The 234-nt window shown below is 22.6% G+C and carries 1 protein-coding gene; it reads right to left on the reverse strand.

Annotation, left to right across the window (positions count from 1 at the left end; translation table 11 throughout):
• Positions 1 to 234, reverse strand: a 234-nt coding sequence (locus HMPREF9441_RS18770; RefSeq protein ID WP_216593511.1) for a hypothetical protein, incomplete at both ends; no start/stop codon positions are given.

The following is a 234-nucleotide window of genomic DNA, read 5'->3' on the forward strand; positions in this document are numbered from 1 at the left end:
TTCATATACTTACCATTAAATTGATTTGTTATATAATCAATTACCTCATTTACTGGAGGAGATGTTATACTTGGTTTTACTATTTCTATAAGTTCTTTGTATTTTTTTTCACATAATTCAAATTGTAATCTACTACTAATTTTTGAATCTGTAAATGATAAAACAGCTATATTTCCTTGATGTGAATTAAGGTTTGTTAATATTTTCTTATAAATATCATTTGCATTAATAGCT

The sequence above is a fragment of the Paraprevotella clara YIT 11840 genome (genome assembly GCF_000233955.1).
GTDB lineage: Bacteria > Bacteroidota > Bacteroidia > Bacteroidales > Bacteroidaceae > Paraprevotella > Paraprevotella clara.